Annotated in this window: 18 protein-coding genes; 14 read left to right on the top strand and 4 right to left on the bottom strand. The window is 60.3% G+C overall.

The annotated features are described in order from the left end of the window. Positions 1-9: 9 nt before the first annotated feature. Complete coding sequence (locus ACO6TG_RS04770; RefSeq protein WP_422377119.1) at positions 10-696, bottom strand: DUF1287 domain-containing protein; 687 nt, start codon at positions 694-696, stop codon at positions 10-12. Positions 697-956: 260 nt separating this feature from the next. On the opposite strand from ACO6TG_RS04770, the gene ACO6TG_RS04765 reads away from it, so the two are divergent. Then, complete coding sequence (locus ACO6TG_RS04765) at positions 957-2,414, top strand: diguanylate cyclase domain-containing protein (protein ID WP_422377118.1); 1,458 nt, start codon at positions 957-959, stop codon at positions 2,412-2,414. Positions 2,415-2,531: 117 nt separating this feature from the next. Continuing rightward, entirely contained in the window at positions 2,532-3,278 is a 747-nt protein-coding gene (locus ACO6TG_RS04760) for an alpha/beta fold hydrolase (protein ID WP_422377117.1), read from the top strand. Between the two features lie 33 nt (positions 3,279-3,311). On the opposite strand, the gene ACO6TG_RS04755 is transcribed toward ACO6TG_RS04760, so the two are convergent. Continuing rightward, the gene (locus ACO6TG_RS04755; protein ID WP_422377116.1) at positions 3,312-4,202 is read right to left on the bottom strand and encodes a LysR family transcriptional regulator; all 891 of its coding nucleotides are present in this window, start codon (positions 4,200-4,202) and stop codon (positions 3,312-3,314) included. A 126-nt stretch (positions 4,203-4,328) separates the two neighbouring features. Here ACO6TG_RS04755 and ACO6TG_RS04750 point away from each other — a divergent pair, with 126 nt between their 5' ends. Continuing rightward, positions 4,329-5,210, top strand: coding sequence for an alpha/beta fold hydrolase (locus ACO6TG_RS04750; RefSeq protein ID WP_422377115.1), 882 nt, complete (start codon positions 4,329-4,331; stop codon positions 5,208-5,210). Between the two features lie 15 nt (positions 5,211-5,225). Here the strand turns inward: ACO6TG_RS04750 and ACO6TG_RS04745 are convergent, their stop codons facing one another. Further along, positions 5,226-6,266, bottom strand: a complete 1,041-nt coding sequence (locus ACO6TG_RS04745; protein WP_422377114.1) for a PLP-dependent cysteine synthase family protein — start codon at positions 6,264-6,266, stop codon at positions 5,226-5,228. Positions 6,267-6,402: 136 nt separating this feature from the next. Between ACO6TG_RS04745 and ACO6TG_RS04740 the strand changes: the two genes are divergently transcribed. Continuing rightward, positions 6,403-7,641: a DUF1963 domain-containing protein gene (locus tag ACO6TG_RS04740; RefSeq protein ID WP_422377113.1), complete on the top strand. Its 1,239-nt coding sequence runs from the start codon at positions 6,403-6,405 to the stop codon at positions 7,639-7,641. A gap of 30 nt (positions 7,642-7,671) precedes the next feature. On the opposite strand, the gene ACO6TG_RS04735 is transcribed toward ACO6TG_RS04740, so the two are convergent. Then, the gene (locus ACO6TG_RS04735) at positions 7,672-8,217 is read right to left on the bottom strand and encodes a LuxR C-terminal-related transcriptional regulator (RefSeq protein WP_422377112.1); all 546 of its coding nucleotides are present in this window, start codon (positions 8,215-8,217) and stop codon (positions 7,672-7,674) included. 398 nt (positions 8,218-8,615) lie between these two features. Here ACO6TG_RS04735 and ACO6TG_RS04730 point away from each other — a divergent pair, with 398 nt between their 5' ends. The 10 genes from ACO6TG_RS04730 to ACO6TG_RS04685 all read left to right on the top strand — a co-directional run bounded on the left by ACO6TG_RS04730 (position 8,616) and on the right by ACO6TG_RS04685 (position 17,619). Continuing rightward, positions 8,616-10,148, top strand: a complete 1,533-nt coding sequence (locus tag ACO6TG_RS04730) for a class I adenylate-forming enzyme family protein (protein WP_422377111.1) — start codon at positions 8,616-8,618, stop codon at positions 10,146-10,148. After that, positions 10,145-10,948, top strand: coding sequence for an SDR family NAD(P)-dependent oxidoreductase (locus ACO6TG_RS04725; protein ID WP_422377110.1), 804 nt, complete (start codon positions 10,145-10,147; stop codon positions 10,946-10,948). Before ACO6TG_RS04730 ends, ACO6TG_RS04725 begins: the two co-directional genes overlap by 4 nt. 181 nt (positions 10,949-11,129) lie before the next feature. Continuing rightward, on the top strand, positions 11,130-11,570 hold the full coding sequence (napF, locus tag ACO6TG_RS04720) for a ferredoxin-type protein NapF (protein WP_422378839.1): 441 nt from the start codon (positions 11,130-11,132) through the stop codon (positions 11,568-11,570). Positions 11,571-11,587: 17 nt separating this feature from the next. Beyond that, entirely contained in the window at positions 11,588-11,830 is a 243-nt protein-coding gene (locus ACO6TG_RS04715; RefSeq protein WP_422377109.1) for a chaperone NapD, read from the top strand. A 14-nt stretch (positions 11,831-11,844) separates the two neighbouring features. Beyond that, the gene (gene napA / locus ACO6TG_RS04710; RefSeq protein ID WP_422377108.1) at positions 11,845-14,337 is read left to right on the top strand and encodes a nitrate reductase catalytic subunit NapA; all 2,493 of its coding nucleotides are present in this window, start codon (positions 11,845-11,847) and stop codon (positions 14,335-14,337) included. Positions 14,338-14,360: 23 nt separating this feature from the next. Beyond that, the gene (napG, locus tag ACO6TG_RS04705; RefSeq protein ID WP_422377107.1) at positions 14,361-15,179 is read left to right on the top strand and encodes a ferredoxin-type protein NapG; all 819 of its coding nucleotides are present in this window, start codon (positions 14,361-14,363) and stop codon (positions 15,177-15,179) included. Then, positions 15,176-16,087 carry a quinol dehydrogenase ferredoxin subunit NapH gene (gene napH, locus ACO6TG_RS04700; RefSeq protein WP_422377106.1) on the top strand — a complete coding sequence of 304 codons (912 nt, stop codon included), beginning with the start codon at positions 15,176-15,178 and terminating at the stop codon, positions 16,085-16,087. Before napG ends, napH begins: the two co-directional genes overlap by 4 nt. A 21-nt stretch (positions 16,088-16,108) precedes the next feature. Further along, entirely contained in the window at positions 16,109-16,552 is a 444-nt protein-coding gene (locus ACO6TG_RS04695) for a nitrate reductase cytochrome c-type subunit (RefSeq protein ID WP_422377105.1), read from the top strand. A gap of 24 nt (positions 16,553-16,576) precedes the next feature. Further along, positions 16,577-17,278 carry a NapC/NirT family cytochrome c gene (locus ACO6TG_RS04690; protein WP_422377104.1) on the top strand — a complete coding sequence of 234 codons (702 nt, stop codon included), beginning with the start codon at positions 16,577-16,579 and terminating at the stop codon, positions 17,276-17,278. 74 nt (positions 17,279-17,352) lie between these two features. Next, positions 17,353-17,619 (top strand): hypothetical protein, encoded by a 267-nt coding sequence (locus ACO6TG_RS04685; RefSeq protein ID WP_422377103.1) that lies wholly within the window; start codon positions 17,353-17,355, stop codon positions 17,617-17,619. The last annotated feature ends 80 nt before the right edge of the window (positions 17,620-17,699 follow it).

The following is a 17,699-nucleotide window of genomic DNA, read 5'->3' as shown; positions in this document are numbered from 1 at the left end:
GGGAGGCAATCAGGCCGCGTGTGCAGGCTGGAATCGATAGCGACCGGTGATTTCAAAGTCGAACAGACGGTCTTCCAGCCGTGTCCCGGCACCGATATTGTGAACCACCATCGGCCTTTTGCCGTCGGGCGAGAGCCGCTGGGTGACAATGGCGATATGGGGCAGGTTTCCGGGCAGCATCTGCGAAACGAGATCGCCGGGAACATAATCGCCCGGCCGGTCGCTGACCGGCAGCTCTGCGCCCTTGCGTTTGAAGAAGGCCTGCAGGTTCGGCACCCGGCGGTGATCGATATTGCGGTCCGGACGCTTCAGGCCCCAGATTTTCGGGTAGGCCGAAAAATGTGCCTTCATGTCGGCATTGACGGCTTGCTGCAGATCGTAACCGAACGCATCGCGATAGGCACGGATGACAACATCGGTGCAAACTCCGCGTTCCCGGGGAATATCTCCATTTGGAAAAGAGAGCCCGGCATAGGCCGGGTCATAGATCAAGGTAACCCCGATCTGGCTTTCAGCGGCGGCGATCAGCTTTTCTGCAAAGGGGGAAGTGTGGCCCCAAGCATTAACCGGCCTGCCCGGGTTCGCCTGCGCCAATCGAAGACCTTTTTCGAGTGGATCTGCGGCGATTTGCGCGACGGCGGCAAGGCCACTTCCGGCCAGTAAGCCAGATCCGATCAGAAAGCTGCGCCGGTTCATTCCGTCCTCCAGGTTCCGCCCCAGCGATAGGCTGGCACTTGGACAGGAATAGGGCGGCAACCTGCGAGATGTGGCGGAGGGACTGCCAAAAGCAGCCCCTTGCAACCATGACTTAGTAATTTTCTCTCTTTTGTTTCTGGAAATTTAATCAGATCGGGCTTTACTTTGTGAATATGCGGTGCAATCGAATGTTTGACAAAAAAACACTGTCAATAATTACGATATTTGCGTGGGTTTTCCTGTATTCAGGCCCTGCGGCTGTGGCGCAGGACTATTTGCCTTACGAACAAGTCTTTCAAAAACACAGCGCACCGATGCTGATGGTTGAACCGGCCAGCGGGGCGATCATCGACGCCAACAAGGCTGCACAGGAGTTTTACGGATACGACCGCGCGACCTTGCGCAGTATGGCCATTCAGACCATCAATCAGCTAACGGCAGAGCAAGTGCTGGCGGAGCGCCAGTTGGCGCAACGCGAAGATCGCAATTTCTTCATCTTCCGGCATAAGCTGGCTGACGGGTCCGTGCGCACCGTTGAAGTTCATTCCACACCGTTGGAGTTTCGCGGCCGGCCCGCACTATTGTCCATCATTCACGACATTTCAGCAGATCGCGGTCGTCAGGAGGAACTCTGGCATTACAAGAACCGGCTCGAAGAGATGGTGGACGCAAAAAGCCAGGAGCTTGCCTCCGCCAACGAAACCCGGGACCGCTGGATGCTGGCGCTGGTGATAACGCTTACCGTTTCGCTGATCGCCGTCGGATTCCTGTTTCTTGAACGCAACGCGGCGCACAGGCGCTTGAGATCTTCAGAACAGCGCCTGAGGGAAATCATATTCGGGACAAATGTCGGCACATGGGAATGGAACGTGCAGACGGGAGCTGCGGTTTACAACAAGCGTTGGGCAGAAATTGTCGGTTACAGGCTGGAAGAACTGGAACCGGTCAGCACGGAAACCTGGGAAAAGCTCGCGCATCCGGACGACGTGAAAAAGTCTCAGGAGAAGCTGGAAGAGGTTTTTGCCGGCAAGGTGCCGGCCTATGATTGTGAAATCCGCATGCGTCACAAGGACGGCCGATGGGTGTGGGTTCTGGATCGCGGCCGGGTGGTCGAGTGGACCAAGGACGGCGAGCCCTTGCGCATGTCGGGGACCCACGCGGACATTACCGTGCTGAAAGAAAGCGAAGAAGCGGTCCGGCGCCTTGCCATGACCGACCATCTGACCGGCCTGTCCAATCGGGCCCATTTCAGCCAGAGCCTGGAGGAAAATGTCCGGATCGCCGATCGCGAGAACCGCAAATTCGCGCTGATGATGCTGGACCTGAACACGTTCAAGCCCGTCAATGACAGCCACGGTCATCCGGTGGGGGACGCTCTCCTGCAGGAAGTGGCCGAAACGATCAAGAAATGCACCCGTGACGGAGATATCGTCACACGGGTTGGCGGCGACGAGTTCGCGGTCATCATCGGGGATTATTGCGGCGAGGATGACGTCTTGTCCTGTGCGGGCCGGATTTATCGCGAGATTTCCAAACCGACGGAGATCCAGGGCAAGACGATCTCCATCAGCGTCAGCATCGGTATTTCCTATTATCCGGACGATGCCGATACGGCGACCGAGCTCATCAAGCGCGCCGACCAGGCCATGTACCAGGCAAAAAAGAGCGGCTCCAACGTTCTGACCTACAAGACGTTCCGAATGCGCGCAGCAAGCTGAAGCCGGGCGGCGTCGGACCAATGGGTGCAAAAAAGGTGCAAGGCCCGCCCGCCACTGGCCAATTCCTGAAAAACGATGCAGAAGAGTCAGCCAGGTGGCCGAAACGGTGGAGCTGAGATGGTTGAAGAACAATCCGACGTAGATTTTTCACAGGCCCGGCCTGCAATCCTGCTTATCGCCGGATTTGGCGATACATCGGAGATGTATTCCGCCCTCCTGCAGACGCCTTTGGCCCGTTCCTTTCGGCTGCTGCCGACCGATTTGCCGGGGTTTGGTGCAGCGGCCCTGGAAACAACAAGCCTGCAAACTCTTGCCAACCACGTGGCAGAGGTCGCTCGCCAGGAGGAGGCCCGGATTATTGTCGCGCATTCCGTTGCATCCATCGTTGCGTCGCTTGCAGCAGCGCAGCCCGACTGCCCCTTGCAGCAAATCCTGTCCCTGGAGGGGAACCTGACAGCAGAAGACGCCTATTTTTCGGGAACGGCAGCAGACCATGACGACCCGCTGGCGTTTCGGACCGCGTTCCTGGCGCGGTTGGACGACATGGCAAAAGACAATCCGGTCATTGCAAGATACCGCGAGAAGGTCGCCCGTGCCGATGCACAGGCGCTTTGGGATCTGGGGCGTGACGCCCGGCGGTTTTCCGGTGAAACAGCACCTGGAGAAACTCTGCTTGCGGCGGCAGACGTGACCTATTTCTACAATCCCGTAAACTGTCCGCAGGCGTCGTTGGATTGGCTCCTGGGCCGGAATGTGAGGCAGGTTGTTCTGCAGGGGGCCTCGCACTGGCCAAGTGTGGATCAGCCAGAGCGTCTTGCCGCTGAGATCGAGGCAGCGCTTGCAAAAATGGCTGACCTGTCGTGATTGCAATATCTGTACAGGCCGTCCTGTCGCTGATCAGGTGCTGCTCCGCGCTGCCGGGGGCAGGACACCCGTCATTGAAGTTTCCCGTCTAACTTCCTCGATGAGTGCTCTGACGGCTTCTTGGCCGGCGCCGGAAGCGGTTCTGATGACATAGGTAATGGCGGGGGGCGTGGGGAAAGGGGTTTCGATAATCTTCATTCCCCGCGTCACGTGGTGCCGGGCCAGCAGGGCAATGCCGAGTCCGGCCTCAATGCTTGCAATCAAACCCGCATTGCTTGAACACACAAGCGCCGTGCGAAACTGATGCGCGTCCGTCTGCGCTTCGGCTCGCAGCCATTTCTTGTAAATGCAATTGTCGTCATAGGCGAGAAACGGGATTTGCAGGGTCAGGTCAAAGGTGCTGTCGGCAGAGCGGACCCAGCAGACGTCGTCCTCAAAAAGAGCAATATCAGACGGGCGCAGGTCCCTGGTGAAGACCTGCATGATCGCGAGATCAATCCGGCCGTCCTGAAGGTCTTGCTGCAGCGTCAGGCTCTGGGAGATATGCGTGCGCACGCTGACGCCCGGGCAGAGCCGAGAGAAGCGCCCGAGAATGCGGGCGAGATGCGCGCTCGTGATGTCTTCAGTGGTTCCCAGTTTGATATTGCCCGTGACCGGGCGTGCGCCCAGTGCAAGCAGAGCCTCGTCATGCAGCGCCAGAATGCGGTTCGCGTAGTCAAGCAAACGGGTGCCGGTTTCGGTGAGCAGCGGTGCACCCGAGCGTCGGCTCAAAAGCGTGCAGCCGAGATTGTCCTCCAGACGCCGGATTTTGTGACTTACGGCCGATTGTGAGAGAGCGACATGATCTGCTGCGCGCGTCACACCTCCTTGTGCGACGATCGCCTGAAACACACGAAGGGCTTCAATGTCGAGTCTGCCGGCCATGTCTTCTCCTTCGCGCGGATAGATCTCATGACAAATTTCGATCATTTTAGGAAATCAATTCATTTGTTTCAACTGCGCGGAGCCGGCAGTCTTTCTCGAGTTTAAAACAGAGCGGAACCTTGCCTCATGAAACCCATCGCAGACAGACATGTTCTCATCCAAAACTGCCGCATCGCGCACGGTATCCGGGGCGAAGGAGCACCGGTGGTCTTGATTCACGGCACACCCTCTTCCTCCTTGATCTGGAGGAATGTGATCCCCGCGCTGGTTGCTGGTGGCTACAAGGTTCATGTCTTCGACTTGCTTGGTTACGGTCTGTCCGAGCGCCCCTGGGCCCCTGACATCGACACGTCTGTCAGCGGGCAGGTGCCCATACTGGAAGCGCTGATGGAGCACTGGGGCCTTGCCGATTGTCATCTGATTGCGCATGACATCGGCGGCGGTGTAGCCCAACAATTCTGCCTTAAGGCAGCAGACCGTGTTCGCAGTCTGACACTGATCGACGTGGTCAGTTTCGACAGCTGGCCTTCTCAGCGAACGCAAGAGCAGATGCAGGCAGGTCTTGATGCCCTCATCGCAGCGCCGGCCGAGGAGCACCGTGCGCATTTCCGGGAGTGGTTGCTGTCAACCGTGGAAAACAAGGATCGCTTCAAGGCGACAAGTCTCGACACGTTCCTGGATCTGTTGTCGAACCCGGTAGGGCAGGCGAGTCTGTTTCAGCATCAGGTGAGGCATTACGATCCCAAGCACACGTCAGAGGCCGGCAGGCATCTTGGTAAGCTCGCCGGTCTCCCGGTCCAGATTATTTGGGGTGAGAATGACAACTGGCAGGTTGTCGACTGGGCTTACAAGCTCAAATCCGCCATTCCCGGAGCCGAACTGCATGTCCTGCCGGATTGCGGTCACTTTGCGATGGAAGATCAACCTGAAGAAATCGGGAAGCTTCTGCGAAGTTTCCTGGACAGGTGCGCACCTGCTTCTTCAGGAAGGATTGCCGCCTTGGGATAGCGTCCGCCGGGCTGGTCAGCTCCACCGTTCAAGATCCGCAGAAAAAGGCGTCAGGTCGCCGATATGTGCGGACACCCAGTCCGGATCGTAATAGGTGTCGAGATAGCGCTGGCCGCTGTCGCACATGACCGAAACGATTGAGCCGGTCTCGCCGCGGCCGCGCATCTCCGCCGCGATCTGCAGCGTGCCCCACAGGTTGGTGCCGGTCGAGGCGCCGGGTTTGCGGCCGATCAGCTTTTCCAGCCATAACATGGTGGCGACGCTGGCGGCGTCCGGCACCTTGATCATCCGGTCGATGACACCCGGCACGAAGGAGTGTTCCACCTGCGGCCGGCCGATACCCTCGATGCGGCTGGAACAGTCGGCGGTAAGACTGTGATCGCCTGAATGATATGCATCGTGAAAGACCGAGTTCTCGGGATCGACGACGGTCAGGCCCGTCTCATGTCCCTTGTAGCGGATGTAGCGTCCCAGTGTGGCCGACGTGCCGCCGGTGCCGGCGCTCATGACCAGCATCCTGGGGATCGGGTGCGGTTCGAACGCCATCTGCTCAAAAATGCTTTCGGCAATGTTGTTGTTGCCGCGCCAGTCCGTTGCCCGTTCCGCATAGGTGAACTGGTCCATGAAGTGGCCGCCCAGCTTGCCGGCCAGATCAACGGCAGCGTCATGCATTTCCGGGGCGGAACCGACGTAATGCGGTTCGCCGCCGTAAAGACGGATCAGCTCGATCTTGCTGTGCGCAGTCGATTTCGGGACGACTGCGATGAAGGGCACGCCGATCATCTGGGCAAAATAGGCCTCCGACACCGCCGTGCTGCCCGAGGACGCCTCGATCACCGGGGTTCCCTCGGTGATCTTCCCGTTGCAGAGCGCATAAAGAAACAGGGAGCGGGCGAGGCGGTGTTTCAGACTGCCGGTTGGGTGGGTGCTCTCATCTTTCAGATAGATATCGATACCGTCGAGCTTCAGCCCGTGCAGCTTGAAAAGATGCGTGTCGGCGGAGCGGTGGGCGTCCGCGTTGATTTTCGCGACAGCGTCATGCACCCATTTGTCCATTGGCGTCCTCCCAATTCAAAGGCCCAGGGTCATCCACAAGACATCACCCGAACCTGATATTGCCCAGGTTGTGCTCAAGCGGCATTTAGATGCATCTTGCGGTGCAATTTCACATTGATCAAACCTGTCGTTCTTTATGTCCTATCTCCTTGCGCGCCGTCCACTCGGCGAGACTTCCACCAACTGGATCGGGGGGCTGCCCAAGATCGAGGCAAGCCGGTGGCCGCGCTGTGCGGCAACGGGGCTGCCCCTGCATTTTCTGGCCCAGATCGATCTGGCGCAGGTGCCGGACGCCGCCGCCAAGGCGGGGCTGCCGGATAGGGGCTGGCTCAGCTTCTTTGCGGATACGGAGTTTTCAAATTCGGCGGTCCGGAACGGTTTTCCCGCCTGTGTCATCCATAGCGAGGCGCTGACAGAGCCGTGCGCGCCGCCGCCTGACCTGCCTGAGCCCTACGGGCAGGATTTCACATACGCTTTGTCGTATCACGTCTTTCATCCGCGCGACCGGTTCCTGTGCAGTCCGGTGTCGCTGGTCGATATTGGAGACGGCGACCCCGCCGCGATCGCAAGACAGGCGTGCGTCAGCTATTCCAGTGTGTTTGACCCCGAGCGGGACGGCATGCCATTTCGCGAAGCTGCGGCCGGATTGCTGGTGTCGCTGCAGCGGGCGCAGGACCGGAACGCCATCCGGTTCGACATTGAGGAAAACCAGAAGGCTGTCGACCGTTTGCGCGAGAGCCTGGATGCAATTGAGCAGCATCAGCATCTTGAGGGCGAGGCCTTCCAGGCTGCGATGGCCGCAGCAGGGTTTCACGGGCTTGAGCAATTCCCCGGCCGCGCCAAGGCCGGGCGCGAGAAACACCTCCAAGGGGCGCAAAACAGTCTCCGGTCGGCGCTGCGCAGCCGGGAGACACTGCCAAAACTGATGGCGGAACTTGCTCGGATCGCCCGGGATGGCGAGGCGCATGCTCCGATGTCGCGGGAGGACTATGACACGGTTCTCGGAATGATCGGCCGGGAGGGATTTTCCTCCAGCCTTGTGACCGAAGGCCTTGAACGTCACATGCGCGGTGTGCTCGGCAACCTCGCGTTCGGAGCGCAGCCGCAACCCGAACGTTTGCCGGAAACGGTGGTGGACCATTGGAACGCCAATCCACATTCCGCCGCTGGGCCGCATATTTTCCTGGGAGATGGGCCGTCACCGCAACTCCTCGAAGACGGCTTTGCCGGCTGCCGGCCGCTGCTGCATCTGGCCTGCGACACCGTGTTGGGACTGTCCTGGGGCGATATGGGCGTCGTGCAATTCTGGATGCATCCGGACGATATTCGTGATCGAGCCTGGCACAAGGTGAAGTTGCGCCTGGCGGGCTGCTGAGCCTCTGAATGTCCTGGAGGCCTTCAGTCCCTAAAGCGGGATACCTGCAATATGGGCGATCAGCTCCAAGCTGTTGCGGGCGCTGAACTTTTTCATCAGCCGCGCTCGATGTACTTCCACAGTGCGCGGCGACAATTCCAGAAGGCGGGCGATCTCCTTGGTGGTGTTGCCTTCCGCCAGAAGTTTGGCCACCTGGCGCTCGCGCAGGCTCATTTCGGCCAGAGGCCGATCCTCGGAAATGTCGGCGAAGCTCCAGACGGCTTTTTCGAAGGGGGCGTCGGCGTCCAGGGACTGGCCGCGCACCCGGCACCAGAAATTCTCTCCCGACTTGCGGCGCATGATGCGTTCGTCCCGGTAGCGACCGACACCCCGCATGATTTCAAGTCCGATTCGGCCGATGCGCTGGAATTCTTCCGAAGACGGATACAGCAGCGACAGGGAAGCGTTGGCCAGTTCCTCGGGCGCATAGCCGAACATCTCCGCAAATCGCGGATTGCAGCGCCGGATCTGCCGGTTTTCGGAGAAGATCAAGCCAACCGGTGCATTGTCGAACGCGAGCGCTGCAAAGTCTTCCATCTTGTTTCCGTTACGTGTTTTGCCGGAATTTCCGGCGGGGGACTTCGGATTGTATCTCAATAGCGCTTTATGGGGGATTGGTTGTGTGCGTGGGTGCGCCTGAGGCTGCCGGGAGGAAAGCTGCCCGGGATTGCACCGCCACACCCACTCATCCTGGGGAGCGCTTTGCCGGCGTTTTGATGCATCGGCCCCGCTTGTGTGGGTGCCATGCCCTCATGTGCGTTGAACGGACCGCCTGTCCGGAACTTGGCGTCCAGTCGAAACGCGGCGTTCAGCGCTCTCCAGGATGAGACCTATCCGCTTCGCGTTGGGTGTGCCCGGCGCGGGAAGGAAGCCACGGGAAACTGCAACCTTGCGGTTTCTCCGCAGAGGGGCAGAAACGGGTGGGAGAATGACCAATGAATCCGGCTGAATGGCTGATGAGAACAGCGCTCAGGACCCCGGACGCACCAGCTCTTCTGGAAGGAACGGAGCGCAGGGCGAGTTACGCGGAATTCGCCCGAAGTGCCGGTGCGATTGGCGCGGCCCTGACCGGTCATGGTCTTGTCCGTGGAGACCGGGTGGCCCTTTTCGCCGCCAATTCCACGCGGTATCTGGAAGCGCTCTACGGCATCTGGTGGGCCGGTGCCGCCGCCGTTCCGATCAATGCCAAGCTGCACGCGCGTGAAGCCGCCTGGATGATCGAGAACTCCGGCGCGCGATTTGTTTTTGCCGATGGCAAATCAGCCGCCGCTCTGTCAGCCCACCTGAAGGGCGACAGCACGACCCTCGTCTCGCTGGAAAGTGCTGAATTTGATGCCATGCGGCTGACCGAGCCCCGTGCGCTGCCGGTGCCGCTGGCCGAAGGTGATCTTGCCTGGCTTTTCTACACCTCCGGTACCACCGGCAAACCCAAGGGAGTGATGCTCACCTGCTCAAATCTGGCGTCGATGGCCTTGAGCTATTTTGTCGATGTCGACGACGTCAAGCCGCAGGATGCTGCCCTTTATGCCGCGCCGATGAGCCATGGCGCCGGGCTCTACAATTTCATGCATGTGATGAAGGGGTCCCGTCACGTGGTTCCGAAGAGCGGAGGATTTGACGCTGAGGAGATCCTGCAGATTGCGCCGCTGCTCGGCTCGATATCCATGTTTGCGGCCCCGACGATGGTGCGCCGTCTGGTCGATGCTGCCAGACAGTCTGGCGGCACGGGCAAGGGGCTGAGGACAATCGTCTATGCCGGCGGGCCGATGTATGAAGCCGATATCCTGGAAGCCGTCGAGGTGATGGGCTCACGCTTCGTCCAGATCTACGGTCAGGGCGAATGCCCGATGGGCATCACCACCCTGGCGCGTCACGAGGTCAGCGACCGGACCAATCCATTTTGGCGAGAGCGGCTCAATTCCGTCGGGACGGCCCAGTCCGTGGTGCGTGTCGCAATTGTCGACGACAAGGGTAATGCGTTGCCGAGCGGAGAGGTTGGCGAGATCGTTGTTGAGGGCCCGACGGTGATGAAGGGCTATTGGCGCAACGAGGACGCCACTGCCGCAACGCTCAAGAACGGCTGGCTCTGGACGGGCGATATGGGCCGGATGGACGAAGACGGTTACGTCACGCTTCAGGACCGCTCCAAGGACGTCATTATCTCCGGGGGCTCCAACATCTACCCGCGCGAAGTGGAAGAGGTGCTGCTGGCTCACCCGGCTGTGCATGAAGTGGCGGTCGTTGGCACTCCAGATCTTGAGTGGGGGGAGGTGGTTGTCGCCTTTGTCGCCTGCCATGGCGGGAACAGCGTGACGGAAGACGAACTCAGTCAGCTTTGCCTGGACAACATCGCGCGGTTCAAGCGGCCCAAGACTTATCGTTTCGTCGACAGCCTGCCGAAGAACAATTACGGCAAGATCCTGAAGACGGAGCTGCGACAGCACATCAAGGAGGAGGAAACGGCATGACGGATCTCAGCGGAAAATCGGCTCTGGTCACGGGGTCTGTCCAGGGCATTGGTCTGGCGGTCGCCAAGGCGCTGGCTGCGGCCGGGGCGCGTATCGCCGTGCACGGTCTTGCGACACGGGACCAGGCGGATGCGGCTGTTGCGGAGATCAGCGAAGCCGGAGCACCGGAGGCCCGGTTTTTTGACGCTGACATGCGCGATGTCACGGCAATCGAACGCATGATGGCGGATGTGGAAACCTGGGGCGGGGCAGATATACTCGTCAACAATGCCGGCATTCAGAAGACGGCAAGCCTGAAAGAGCTAGATGCATCGACCTGGGATGCAATCATCGGGGTCAACCTCTCGGGCGTCTTTCACACCATGCGGCTGGCCTTGCCGAAAATGGCGGACAAGGGGTTTGGCCGTGTGATCAACATTGCCTCGGTTCACGGATTGGTCGCTTCGGTGAACAAGGCGCCTTATGTTGCTTCCAAATTCGGTGTTGTCGGCATGAGCAAGGTGGCCGCCCTTGAGTTCGCCGCCGAAGGTTCCAAGGCTTCCGGAGGAGTGACGGTCAACTGCATTGCGCCGGGCTGGACGGAGACTGCGATCATCGAACCCCAGGTCGAAGCCCGGGCGGCCCTGTTCGGCGGTGACCGCGACAAGGGCATTGCCGACCTTCTGAAAGAAAAGCAGCCATCGCAACGCACTTCCGATCCGTCCGAAATCGGCGCCCTGGCCTTGTGGCTCTGCGCCCCGGTTGCCCACAATGTCACAGGCGTGACCATCCCAGTGGATGGCGGCTGGACGGCACAATAGATACTTTTACTGAGCAAGACGACTGTGTCTTGATTTTTCGCAAGGACCTTTCCTGACAGCCTGCCTACCTTTGCATCAAGTGATTGCAGTTTGTGCAGGCAGGTCAGGCATCGTGACGACACCCAACCCCAGCCGTCGAAATTTTCTGAGAGGCAATTTCCGCGCGACCGAATCCGACGTGATGCGGCCGCCCGGCGCCGTTCCCGATTTTGACCGGGTCTGTACCGAATGCGGTGACTGCGTGTCGGCCTGCCCGGAAGGGATCCTCGTCAACGGACCGGACAAACGCCCGCTTGTGGATTTCGACAAGGGGGCCTGCACCTTTTGCGTTGCCTGTGTGGAGGCCTGTCCATCTGGTGCCTTGAACCCTGAAACGGCCCATATCTGGGACTGGCGGGCTGAGGTCAGCGAAGGCTGCCTGTCCATGCAGGGCGTGACCTGCCGAACCTGCGAAGATGTGTGCGAACCGCAGGCCATCCGGTTCCGGCTGGCCAAGGCAGGCAAATCCTATCCTGTCATTGACTTAAATCAATGTTCGGGATGCGGCGCTTGCGCACACTCGTGTCCAGCTAGTGCCATCTCGTTCGAAAAGCACATTCCTTCCGGAAAAGGCCAACAATAATGAATATCTGCGGCTGCTTGGTTCACGCAACTCTGGAGGCCGCGGACGATGTCCGTCGCGCCATTGAAGCCATTGAAAGCGCCGAAGTGCATGCGGCCGGTGACGACGGCCGCATTGTCGTTGTTGTCGAGGATACCGCGACCGCGACCGCTGCCGATCAGATCATGGCCATGCACCAGATTCCCGGCGTGATTTCCGTCACGCTGACCTACCACCATTTCGAAGACCTTTCGCAGCCTGCCGGTTGCGCGTCATCCTAAGCCGGAGAGCCGTCATGACCATCTCGGAATCCCGCCGTAATTTCCTGAAAGCCACGGCTGCTGCCAGCACGGCGGCGGCTGCCGGTTTGCCCCTGGCCACCGGGCCGGCGGCTGCCCAGGCCCAGACATCCGACATTCGCTGGGACAAGGCGCCCTGCCGTTTCTGCGGCACCGGCTGTTCGGTTCTGGTCGGCACCAAGGCCGGCCGGGTTGTCGCCACGCAGGGCGACCCCGACGCACCGGTCAATCGCGGCCTCAACTGCATCAAGGGCTATTTCCTGTCCAAGATCATGTATGGCCAGGACCGCCTGACCACGCCGCTTCTGCGCAAGTCCAACGGTGTCTTCGACAAGAATGGCGAATTCGAGCCGGTGAGCTGGGACGAAGCTTTCGATATCATGGCCGAGAAATGGAAAGAGGCCCTGGCGAAGAAAGGCCCGACCTCCGTCGGCATGTTCGGTTCCGGCCAGTGGACGGTCTGGGAAGGTTATGCCGCCGCCAAGTTCATGAAAGCCGGCCTCAGGTCCAACAACATCGACCCGAATGCGCGTCACTGCATGGCCTCCGCCGTGGTCGGCTTCATGCGTGCCTTCGGCATTGACGAACCGATGGGCTGCTATGACGATCTGGAGCATGCGGACACCTTCGTGCTCTGGGGCTCCAACATGGCCGAGATGCACCCGATCCTGTGGTCGCGCCTGACGGATACCCGCCTGACCAAGCCAGGCTGTGAAGTCCATGTCCTGTCGACGTTTGAACACCGCTCCTTCGAGCTTGCCGATAACGGCATGGTGTTCGCGCCACAGACCGATCTGGCGATCCTGAACTACATCGCCAACTACATCATCCAGAATGATGCGGTGAACTGGGACTTCATGAATGCCCATGTGAACATCACCAAGACCGACACCGACATCGGCTATGGCCTTCGGGACAGTAACCCGTTGCAGCAGGAAGCCGCCAATCCGAATTCCGGCAAGTTGTCGCCGATGAGCTTCGACGAATATGCGGATGCGGTGTCCGAATACACGGTCGACAAGGTGGCCGAACTCTCCGGCGTTCCGGCCGCGGCGCTGGAAAAACTGGCCCAGCAATATGCCGATCCGAACCGCAAGGTGATGTCGCTCTGGACCATGGGCTTCAACCAGCATACCCGCGGGTCCTGGGTGAACGGGTTGATGTACAACGTACACCTTCTGACGGGCAAGATTTCCGAGCCGGGCAACTCGCCCTTCTCGCTGACCGGCCAGCCGTCCGCCTGCGGCACGGCGCGTGAAGTCGGTACCTTTGCGCACCGCCTGCCGGCCGACATGGTGGTCGCCAACGACAAGCACCGCGAAATCTGCGAGACCGCCTGGAACATTCCGGAAGGTACAATACCGCCGAAGCCCGGTTTCCATGCAGTCCTGCAGCACCGCAAGCTGAAGGACGGCGATCTCAACGCCTATTGGGTTCAGTGCAACAACAACATGCAGGCAGCGCCCAACATGAACGAGGAAGGGTTCCCGGGCTATCGCAATCCGGAAAACTTCATCGTTGTCTCCGATCCCTATCCGACCGTGACGGCCATGGCCGCTGACCTGATCCTGCCGACCGCCATGTGGGTGGAAAAGGAAGGCGCCTACGGCAATGCGGAACGCCGCACCCAGTTCTGGCGCCAGCAGGTCAAGGCCCCGGGCGAAGCCAAGTCCGATGTCTGGCAGATCATGGAGTTCTCCAAGCGCTTCACCGTCGAAGAAGCCTGGGGCGAGGAACTGATCGCGAAGAAACCGGAACTGGCCGGAAAGACGCTTTACGAAGTGCTTTTCGCCAACGGCGTTGTCGACAAGTATCCCGTGTCGGAAACTGCGGAGGGCTTCCACAACGACGAAGCCGAGCATTTCGGTTTTTATGTCCAGAAGGGCCTGTTCGAGGAGTATGCCGATTTCGGCCGCGGTCATGCGCACGACCTGGCGTCCTTCGACACTTACCACCAGGCGCGCGGCCTGCGCTGGCCGGTCGTGGACGGCAAGGAAACGCTCTATCGTTTCCGCGAGGGCTATGACCCCTATGTCGAGGAAGGCAAGGGCGTTCAGTTCTATGGTCACAAGGATGGCAAGGCCAAGATCATCTTCGCGCCTTTTGAGGTCGCGGCGGAAAGCCCGGACGAGGAATTCGATCTGTGGCTGTGCACAGGCCGTGTTCTGGAGCACTGGCATTCCGGTTCGATGACGCGCCGGGTGCCCGAGCTGCACCGGGCCTACCCGTCGGCTGTCTGTTACATGCATCCGGACGATGCAAGGGCACGCGATGTGCGCCGCGGTCAGGAGATCCTGCTCTCGACGCGACGGGGCGAGATGCTGACCCGGGTGGAAACCCGCGGCCGCAACAAGCCGCCGAAGGGTCTTGTTTTCGTGCCGTGGTTCGACGAAAGCCAGCTGATCAACAAGCTGACGCTCGACGCAACCTGCCCGCTGTCGAAGGAAACAGACTTCAAGAAATGCGCCTGTAAGGTCGAACGCGCCTAAAGGTGCTTTGAAGGTCGCCAGCCATGTCCGCAAGCCCACAGCTGAAGTCTCCCGGCCGCCGCCGTTTCCTGACGGAAACGGCGCGCGTTGCCGGTGGCTGTGCGGTTGCGGGCACGCTTTTGGCCTATGTGGCGCGCGATGCCCGCGCGCTGCCTGCCGAGGCACTGCGCCCGCCTGGCGCCATGCCGGAGGCCGATTTTCTGTCGGCGTGTATCCGGTGCGGCCTGTGCGCGCGCGATTGTCCTTATGACACGCTGAAACTCGCCGAACTCGGCGAGGATGGCCCGGCAACCGGAACCCCCTATTTCACGGCCCGCGAGGTGCCCTGCGAGATGTGCGACGACATTCCCTGTGTCGCCGCCTGTCCGACCGGGGCGCTCGATCCGAAACTGGACCTCATAGACGATGCCCGTATGGGCACGGCCGTTCTGGTGGACCAGGAAAACTGTCTCAACTTCCTCGGACTGCGCTGCGATGTCTGTTACCGGGTCTGTCCGGTGATCGACGAGGCCATCACTCTTGAAACCTCTCACAACGCGAGATCGGGCAAACACGCCATCTTCGCACCGACGGTCCACGCGGATCGGTGCACGGGCTGCGGGCTGTGCGAAAAGAGCTGCGTCTTGCCGGAGGCGGCCATCAAGGTGCTGCCGGTCCGTTTGGCACGCGGCTCCTCCGCCGACCATTACCGAAAGGGTTGGGAGGAAAAGGAACGCAAGGGCGCACCGCTGGTGGAGGGCATCATCGATCTGCCCGACCGGATGCCGGCACCGGCAGGAGGCGCACCGGATGCCACCGGCGGATTTGAACCGGCCTTCAAGGTTCCGGGAGGCGGCCAATGAGTGCCAGGACCAACCTCCCGGTCGGGCTCGAAGCCATTCGCGCAAAAGGCTGGTTTGGTGCGCATCGATACCTGGTGCTGCGCCGTTTCTCGCAGGCGTTTTTCCTTGGTCTGTTCCTGCTGGGGCCGTGGTTCGGCATCTGGTGGGTGGCCGGGACACTCGCCGGCTCGCGCACCTTTGGCGTCTTGCCGCTGACCGACCCTCTGGTCCTGTTGCAGAGCCTTGCCGCCGGACACCTGCCGGAACTGACCGCGCTCGTCGGGGCGATCATCGTGCTTGCTGTTTACGCGCTGGTCGGCGGGCGGGTCTATTGTTCCTGGGTCTGCCCGATCAATCCGGTGACCGATGCGGCGCACTGGCTTCATGACCGGCTCGGCCTGCAGAAAGGCTGGCAACCGAAGCGATCGGCCCGTCTTTGGGTCCTGGGGTCAGTCCTTGTCGTCAGCGCGCTGACCGGGACGATCGCCTGGGAACTGGTCAACCCGGTCACGATCGTGCATCGCGGACTGATCTTCGGTATGGGCTTTGCCTGGGTTGTCGTGGCGGCTGTGTTCCTGTTTGACCTTCTTGTGTCCCGGCGCGGCTGGTGCAGCCACATCTGCCCGGTTGGCGCCTTTTACGGCCTTGTCGGCTCCAAGAGTGTCTTGCGCGTCAGCGCCGCCAACCGCGCTGCCTGCGACGATTGCATGGACTGCTATGCCGTCTGCCCGGAAAACCACGTGATCTCGCCCGCACTGAAGGGAAAACCGGGCGATACGCCGGTGATCCTGTCACCGGACTGCACCAATTGCGGCCGCTGCATAGATGTCTGCGCCGTCGATGTTTTCGCTTTCACCCGCCGATTTGACCAGCGCGTCAGGGAGGCCGCCAAACCGGCGGCAGACGTGCCTTCTGAATATGCCGCTTGAACGGAGCAACGGAGAATTGACATGAAACTGCCGGTCCTTGTGGGAATATCCACCCTTGCTATCACGACAGTTCTGGCTGGGCTCGCGATTGCGCAATCTTCCGGCCCCGTCCAGAGCCTTCGCGGCGCCGAAATCGATCAGTCGCTGCCTGCCGACAGTGTTCACAAGCAGATGGAAGGCCGGATCGCGCGCAATTACCGCCAGCAGCCGCCGCTGATCCCGCATTCCGTGTCGCAGTACCAGATGGACAAACGCACCAACCAGTGCCTGAGCTGTCATGACTGGACCGTGGCCGGTGAGCGTGGCGCCCCGACGCTTTCCATGACCCACTATCTCGACCGGGATGGCAACCAGCTCGACACGGTCGCCGGTACCCGCTGGTTCTGCAATCAGTGCCATGTTCCCCAGGCCAACGCCCCCGAACTGGTCGGCAACGACTTCCAACCTTCCAACGTGGTTCGCTGACGCGGGAACAGGAGAGAAGAGATCATGTCAGATCCGAATGAAAAGCCGAAGGGCGGCCTGATCCGCAGGCTCTGGAACGGCTTCTGGAGCCCGGTTGCCGCCTTCAGTGTCGGCTTTATCGCGATTGGCGGTTTTCTGGGCGGAATCCTGTTCTGGGGGGCGTTCAACTGGAGCATGGAACTGACCAACACCGAAGAGTTCTGCGTCGGCTGCCACACGATGGAAACCAATCTCGGCGAATACCGGGAAACGATCCACTACAACAACCATTCCGGTGTCCGCGCGATCTGCTCCGATTGCCACGTGCCGCATGAATGGCAGCACAAGGTCAAGGCCAAGATTATTGCGGTGAAGGACGTCTATCATGAGATCATGGGAACGATCTCGACACCGGAGAAATATGAAGAGCACCGGCTTGCCATGGCCTCGCTCGTCTGGCGGAAGATGAAAGCCTCCGACAGCCGCGAATGCCGCAACTGTCACAACTTCGATTACATGGATTTCACCATCCAGGAAGCCCGGGCAGCCTCCGAGCACCAGCGGGCCATCGACGAGAACATGACCTGCATTGACTGCCACCAGGGCATCGCGCATGAATTGCCGCCCAATTATCTGGAGGAATACAAGCGTGTTACCGAGGAACTGCAGGCTGAAAATGCTCCGCAGACACCCCGGACCGACGACGTTGCGGCCATGAAATCCTATGTCGGCAGCCTGCCGAACTAAGACCTGCGAGGAGCGCCCGGCTGGCAAAACCGGCCGGGCGTCAGCCATCAGACCATTATAGAAAAGGCAATGACATGCTTGGCATTCTCGATCTGCTCGGAACCATTGGAGGCAATGTGCTCAGCCTGCCGGGGATCCTCGGACTCGCGCTTGGAATGACAACCCGGAACTGGGTGGTGGCCGCCATTCTCGGCGGGCTCGTCGGGGTGTTCGAAACCGTTGTTTTCGCAGGGTTCCGCTTTGGCGATATCGGCAGCTTCGATCTGGCTATCGCGGTCCTGGTCGGAGTGCTTGCCGGCAGCCTCGGCTGCGCAATCCGTCACAGGGGAGCGACGGCCTGACGGGAGGTCTTTGACCGGAAATAACATCCTTTGTGAAGAACCTCTTCATCGCACCGCCGGCAGGCGGTGCGATAGAGCAT

It is taken from the genome of Roseibium sp. (genome assembly GCF_965233565.1).
In the GTDB taxonomy this organism is placed as follows: domain Bacteria; phylum Pseudomonadota; class Alphaproteobacteria; order Rhizobiales; family Stappiaceae; genus Roseibium.
This window is presented reverse-complemented; position numbering and strand designations above follow the sequence as displayed.